We start from the raw sequence: 5,915 nt of genomic DNA, 5'->3' as shown, positions 1-5,915 counted from the left end.
CCGGTCGCCAAGGGCGGCGGAGGGGATGACCAGGGCGTCTTTTGCCTCCGCCAGCACGATGTTCACCTGGGTGGTCATCGAAATGCGCAGCCTGCCGTCGGGATTGGGGATATCCAGGATCCCCATGTAGTAGATCGCGGTGCCGGCGCTGCTGGACGAGGAACTGCCGGAGGCGGCACTGCTTTCACTGGCGATGGTTTCAGGGGCGGGCTCAATGGCCAGCAGGGAGGTGTGGTAGCGCTTGTCGGGGTCGCCGAGGATGGTGAAGTAGACCCGCTGGCCGGGTTTGACCCGGACAACGTCGGCCTCGGAGATCTCCACCTTGATAGTCACCGTATCGAGTCGGGCGACCTTGATGATGGTCGGTGCCGACTGGTTGGCATTGACGGTGCGCCCTTCTTCGGCGATCACGGCGACCACCACACCGTCCATGGGTGCGGTGATGCGGGTGTAACCCAGGTTCACGCGGGCCGTGTCCACCGAGATCTGGGACTGCTGCCGTTGCGCCTTGAGCGCCGCGATCTCCGCCCGGGCCACGCCCAGCGAGGCTTCAGCGCCTTCGAACTCGGCACGCGCGCTGGCATCTTGCGCCAGCAACGCCTTCTGCCGCTGGAAGGCCAGCTCCAGCTGGTGCAAGGTCGCTTCCTTGGCCCGCTGCTGCGCCGCCAGCACATCGACCTGGGCCTGCGCATTGCGCAAGGTGTTGGCCTGATTGGTGGAGTCGATCTCGGCGATCAGATCACCCTGGCGGACGGTGTCCCCCAGCTTGACGTGCAAACGCTTGATCTGGCCGGACACCTGCGCGCCCACGCTGACCTGCTTGACGGCCTCGATGGTGCCGCTGGCCAGCACCGTGTCCTCCAGATCGGAGCGCTCCACCGGGGCCGTGATGACCTGAGGCGCCTCGGCCGGGCTGAACCAGCGGACCTTGATCCCCCAGCCCGCAGCCGCCAGCACCACCAGCACCAGCCAGAACTTCCAGCCCAGCCACCATGACGTCTTCTTCAATGCACTCATGCCCCTCAGTGTGCATCAAGCCTGTTGACAGCCGGTTACACGGGGGTAAAGAGAATGTAAATAAGGACATGCGCCGCGCTCATGAGCCGCAGCACTCAGAACGCCAGTTGGCCGGACAGATACAGGCCGCGCTGGTCCTTGAGGGTGGCGATGTTGCCCAGGTTCAGCCAGGCGGCCGTGACATTGAGGTGTCGGCTGGGAAACCAAGCGACAAAGAGGTCCCAGGCGGCATCCTCCTCGAAGCCGGGCACGCGCAGATTGTCGGGCTTGCTACGCCATTCCCCCCCCACCACCAGGTCGTCGCGCAGCATCAGGCCCAGGCTGCCCTCCAGGTGCAGGCGGCGGCCCGACTCGGCATTGCCGCCAAAACCCAGCAGGCCGAACTGGTTGGCCCGCGTCCAGCGCATGGTGACATTGCCCAGCACGTTGTAGCCCGCTGCAGCGCCCAGCCAGAGCTTGGTGGCACTGGCATAGAGATCGACATCCTCGTCCGCATGGATGGGCAAACCCAGCCCTCGCAAGGCCGCCACGTCATCGGCCATCTTGTACTGCAGCCCCACGCTGAGCTGCGGCCGCCAGCTGTCCTGGTCATAGACCGCGTCGCCCAGCACCTTGAGCTTGGCCCCCAGCACCGTCATCTCCAGGGCCTTGCCCGGCACGACATCGTCGCTGAGCTTGAAACTCCAGCGCGCCATGCTCAGCTCGACTCGGTCGTGCACCCCCACCGCGGCCCCGGCCACCCTGAGGCGATAGCCATCCTGCGTGCTGGCCTGCGTGGCATACACCACTGCGCCCACCTGGTTGCTGCTGCCCGAGCCCGTGATGGTGGCCCACGGTGTGAGCCCTCCGCCGCCCGCCCCTTCCACCTGGCTGACACCCCAACTGCCCAGCAGCCGCTCGCCCGCATGCAGCGGCACGCTCAAGCTCCATAACATGGCCCCCAGCACAGGAGCCCATGTAAGGGTCGAAAACAAGCGCATGGTCGGACTCCGTCGCAGCTCATGGTGCACCGCCATGCCGGTTCATTCACGGAAAGAGCGGTGATCCCGGTCTTCATCGCCCCTTGATTCTCGGCATGCGCTGCCGAAAATTAACCCATGTTTTGCCCACGGTAGGCGCCTTCTCATGACCCCCACCTCCCTGCCCCCACGCTGGCGCTTCGGCCTCGCTGGTCTCTGTCTGAGCCTGTTGTCCGCCTGCGCGTCGTGGCACGACACCGCCAGTACGCCGTTGTATCGGCAACTCGGTGGCGAAGCGGGCATCACGGCGGTCATTGACCGCACCCTGGAGCGGGTCTCTACCGACCCGCGCAGCCGCCGCACCTTTGAAGGCATCAAGATGCCCTATCTCAAGAAGAGTGTTGCAGCCCACGTGTGCCGGGTCGCCGACGGTCCGTGTGTCTACGAAGGCGAAACCATGGCCCGCGCCCATGGCGATCTGGGCATCACCGGCGCCGAATTCGACCTGATGGTGCAGGTCCTGCGTGAAGAACTCGATGCCGCCGGCGCCAGCACCGCCGCCAAGAACGAATTGCTCAGACGGCTGGCGCCCATGCGCCGGGACATCGTCCAACATTGAGAACCCATGAAGCCCATGCGATCCACAGCCACCCTGCTCCTTGCCACTGCCACGTTCAGCGCGCAAGCCGCGCCACAACAGATCACGGTGGTCGACGAGGCTGGCCGCCCCGTCACACCTGCCGCGGTGTCCGTCGTGGTTCAGGGCAGCAAACCCGTCAGCACCAGCACAGGCCGGGCCGAGATGGCCCAAAAGTCACGCACTTTTGTCCCTGGCATGCTGGTGGTGCAGACTGGCACGCTGGTGCACTTCCCGAACTTTGACACCGTCAGGCACCACGTCTATTCCTTCTCGCCCACCAAGCCCTTCGAGATCAAGCTCTATGCGGGCACGCCCTCCGCGCCGATCGCCTTCGACAAAGCGGGCACCGCGACACTGGGCTGCAACATCCACGACAAGATGCTGGGCTACATCCATGTGGTGGACACGCCCTACTTCGGCGCCACGGATGCCGCAGGCCAGGTGACGCTCGATCTGCCCGCAGGCGAACACCGACTGCGCGTCTGGACCCCGGCGATGGGAGAGACCTCCGCCCCCATCGAGCGGGTCATCAAGGTCGGCCCTCCCTTCGTGGTGTCGACCAAGAAGTAAGGCAGCGTCTGCTCAGAGCCAGTCGCCATCCGGAGCCCGGGCCACGTCTGGCCGACGCCACAGGGCCAGGGACAAGGCCAGGCGCGCCTGGGCAGCCGTGAGCTGCGGGATGGCCGGCCAGGCCTCTGGCGACACCGATGGCTGCACCCCACCTCGCGCCACGCGCGTGCTGCGCCAAACCACCACACCGGCCGCTCGTGCGCGCTCCAGCGCGGCCTGCAACTGCACATGCACCGTGCCATGCCCGGTACATGCCACCACCAGGCCCGCCAGCGGTCGACCGGGGGCCGCCGACGCCAGCAAGGCATCGACCACCGAGCCATCCACATCCCCATGGCTGACGAGGAGCTCCACGCGCGGCAACAGATGCTGCCCAGCATCCATGCCCCATGCTCGCGGTCTGGGCCAGTCGCGCCCGTCCGCACACACCTGAGCAGACTCCAGCCACGCCAGCGGTGCAGCGTCCCCGCCATCAAAGGCATCAATGTGCCAGCTGTGTGCCTTACGCACCTCGGCCCCGGCCCAGACGCGCCCGGCCATCACGGCCACCACGCCTGACTGCCCGTGCGCCGATGCCCACTGCAGCACACGCACGGCATCCAGCACATTGGCCGGACCATCCGCCTCCCGCGATGACGCCGGACGCATGGCCGCCGTCAGCACGACCGGCTTGCCCGGTGGCAGCAACAAGTGCAGCAGCACCGCGGTTTCTTCCAGGGTGTCGGTGCCGTGGGTCACCACCACGCCGGCCACCTCCGGCCGGGCCAGATGGTGCACCAGGGCCTGCAGCAAGTCACGCCAGACCTGCCACCCCATGTCCTTGCTGTCGACCTGGGCGACCTGATGGGCCTCGATCGGCAGGCTGCTCAAGGCGGGCACTGCGGCGACCAACTGCTCGACACTCAACTGTGCGGCCTGGTAGTGGCGGTCATCGCCTGTGGTCGACACCCCGGCAATCGTCCCCCCCGTGCCCAGCACCACGATCGTTCCGCTCATGACTGCGTCGCCCTCTCACCACAAAAAACACTGGACAAAGCCACAGTCCTGTATAAAATGACAGCAACTCAAGGCCCCAGCCATGAACGATAAACCCAAACTCACTCCCCGCCAGCAACAGATCTTCGAGCTCATCCAGCGTGCCATCGCCCGCACGGGTGCGCCGCCGACACGCGCCGAAATCGCATCCGAGCTGGGTTTTCGCTCGGCCAATGCCGCAGAAGAACACCTGCAGGCCCTGGCGCGCAAGGGGGTGATCGAGCTGGTGGGCGGCACCTCACGCGGCATTCGCCTCAAGGCCGGCACCCTGCGCACCGTGAACGAGTCCCGCAAAAAAGGGGCCGACGGTGCCCCCGCCAGTTCAGGCCTGCTGAGCAGCTTGAGCATGACCTTGCCCGGTCTGGAGCAACTGGCCCTGCCGCTGGTGGGCCGTGTGGCCGCCGGCAGTCCCATCCTGGCGCAGGAAATGGTCGAGCGCACCTACTCGGTCGAGGCCAGCATGTTCGCCAAACGTCCGGACTACCTGCTGCGCGTGCGCGGCATGAGCATGAAGGACGCGGGCATCCTCGATGGCGACCTGCTCGCCGTGGCCCGCACCCGTGAGGCCCGCAACGGCCAGATCGTCGTGGCCCGCCTGGGTGACGAGGTCACCGTCAAGCGCTTTCAGCGCACGGCACATGGCATCGAGCTGTTGCCTGAAAACCCGGATTTCGAACCCATTGTGGTGTCACCCGATCACCCCGACTTCGAGCTTGAAGGGCTCGCCGTGGGGCTGATTCGCAACGACATGCTCATGTAGTTTTGTTCCCTGATGCGCGGGTGGCGGGCATTGGCTCTGCACCCTGTAGAGCGATCCTGCGCATCAGCCCTTCCTCCACAGGAATCCTGCCGAACTTCTTTGCTTGATCGGAGTTCATCATGATTCATCACTTTGCACGCGCGCTGGCCATTCGTGAAGCGTCCACCCGCCATGTCAAGGCCCCCGTTCCGGCCCAACACGCTGGCGGGGTGCGCATCCACCGAGACCCCAGTGATGGGCGACGCACCGTGATCGCCGGGCGCTTTGCCGATGTCTGCGCGGCGCTGGAGCGCATGGCAGCTGAGCCTGAGGTGGCTTGAAGCGCTTTGTCGTGAGAACGCAGGGCTGGGTCGGAGGGGGCCTGTAGGGCAGGCTTCAAGTGGGTGGTCCCGCTGCGCGGGACTGCCTTCCGGTGCTCGACGGGAGGCAGCGTTGGCGAACTCTCTGCGCGCCCTTCGGGCGCTTCGTTCAAACAACGCCAACGAGTCAGTTCTTGATGCGTGCTGCGCACGCCTGCCTCCCGCCTGCGCGCCTCCAGCACCCACACAGGCGCCCAGCCTACAGGCCCCCTCCGCCCTTGGTCGCCCTGCTGGTGGCATGCGCAGCCCCCAGGGACGAGGCATGCATCGACACCAACCATATGCGTCATCGCACCAGGCTGGCAGCCTACCCATCAGCGTGACACGGGTGGCATCGCACAACGGGCTCGTCGTCCGCCACCAAGTGGGGCGACCTAAGGGCCGAGGGGGCCTCTGGCCGGGCGCCTCGGGGGCGCCGAGCAGCACAGTGTCGTGGTGGGCGCGCGCAGCGCGCTTCAAGAACTGACTCGTCGGGGTTGTCCGAGCGGAGCGGCGCCAGCCGCGCAGCGAGTTCCCCGACGCCACCACGACGCGAGCAGCGCAGGTGTGTCCCGCGCAGCGGGACCGCCCCCGTG

General features: G+C 66.4%; 7 protein-coding genes. 4 read left to right on the top strand and 3 right to left on the bottom strand.

Features of this window, described 5'->3' with window-relative positions; translation table 11 throughout:
- A partial coding sequence (locus tag VFW84_RS06800) for an efflux RND transporter periplasmic adaptor subunit (RefSeq protein ID WP_329679689.1) occupies positions 1–1,017 on the bottom strand: 1,017 nt, incomplete at its 3' end.
- A 95-nt stretch (positions 1,018–1,112) separates the two neighbouring features.
- Positions 1,113–1,952, bottom strand: coding sequence for a DUF3034 family protein (locus VFW84_RS06795; protein ID WP_329679688.1), 840 nt, complete (start codon positions 1,950–1,952; stop codon positions 1,113–1,115).
- A gap of 190 nt (positions 1,953–2,142) precedes the next feature.
- Here VFW84_RS06795 and VFW84_RS06790 point away from each other — a divergent pair, with 190 nt between their 5' ends.
- Positions 2,143–2,595: a group 1 truncated hemoglobin gene (locus VFW84_RS06790; RefSeq protein ID WP_329679687.1), complete on the top strand. Its 453-nt coding sequence runs from the start codon at positions 2,143–2,145 to the stop codon at positions 2,593–2,595.
- A gap of 6 nt (positions 2,596–2,601) precedes the next feature.
- Entirely contained in the window at positions 2,602–3,186 is a 585-nt protein-coding gene (locus VFW84_RS06785; protein ID WP_329679686.1) for a methylamine utilization protein, read from the top strand.
- Positions 3,187–3,198: 12 nt separating this feature from the next.
- On the opposite strand, the gene VFW84_RS06780 is transcribed toward VFW84_RS06785, so the two are convergent.
- Positions 3,199–4,182 (bottom strand): asparaginase, encoded by a 984-nt coding sequence (locus tag VFW84_RS06780; protein ID WP_329679685.1) that lies wholly within the window; start codon positions 4,180–4,182, stop codon positions 3,199–3,201.
- Positions 4,183–4,264: 82 nt separating this feature from the next.
- On the opposite strand from VFW84_RS06780, the gene lexA reads away from it, so the two are divergent.
- Entirely contained in the window at positions 4,265–4,981 is a 717-nt protein-coding gene (lexA, locus tag VFW84_RS06775) for a transcriptional repressor LexA (RefSeq protein WP_329679684.1), read from the top strand.
- 119 nt (positions 4,982–5,100) lie between these two features.
- Positions 5,101–5,301: a hypothetical protein gene (locus VFW84_RS06770; protein ID WP_329679683.1), complete on the top strand. Its 201-nt coding sequence runs from the start codon at positions 5,101–5,103 to the stop codon at positions 5,299–5,301.
- Positions 5,302–5,915: the final 614 nt, after the last annotated feature.

Source organism: Aquabacterium sp. (assembly GCF_036279655.1).
Taxonomy (GTDB): Bacteria; Pseudomonadota; Gammaproteobacteria; order Burkholderiales; family Burkholderiaceae_C; genus Aquabacterium.
This window is presented reverse-complemented; position numbering and strand designations above follow the sequence as displayed.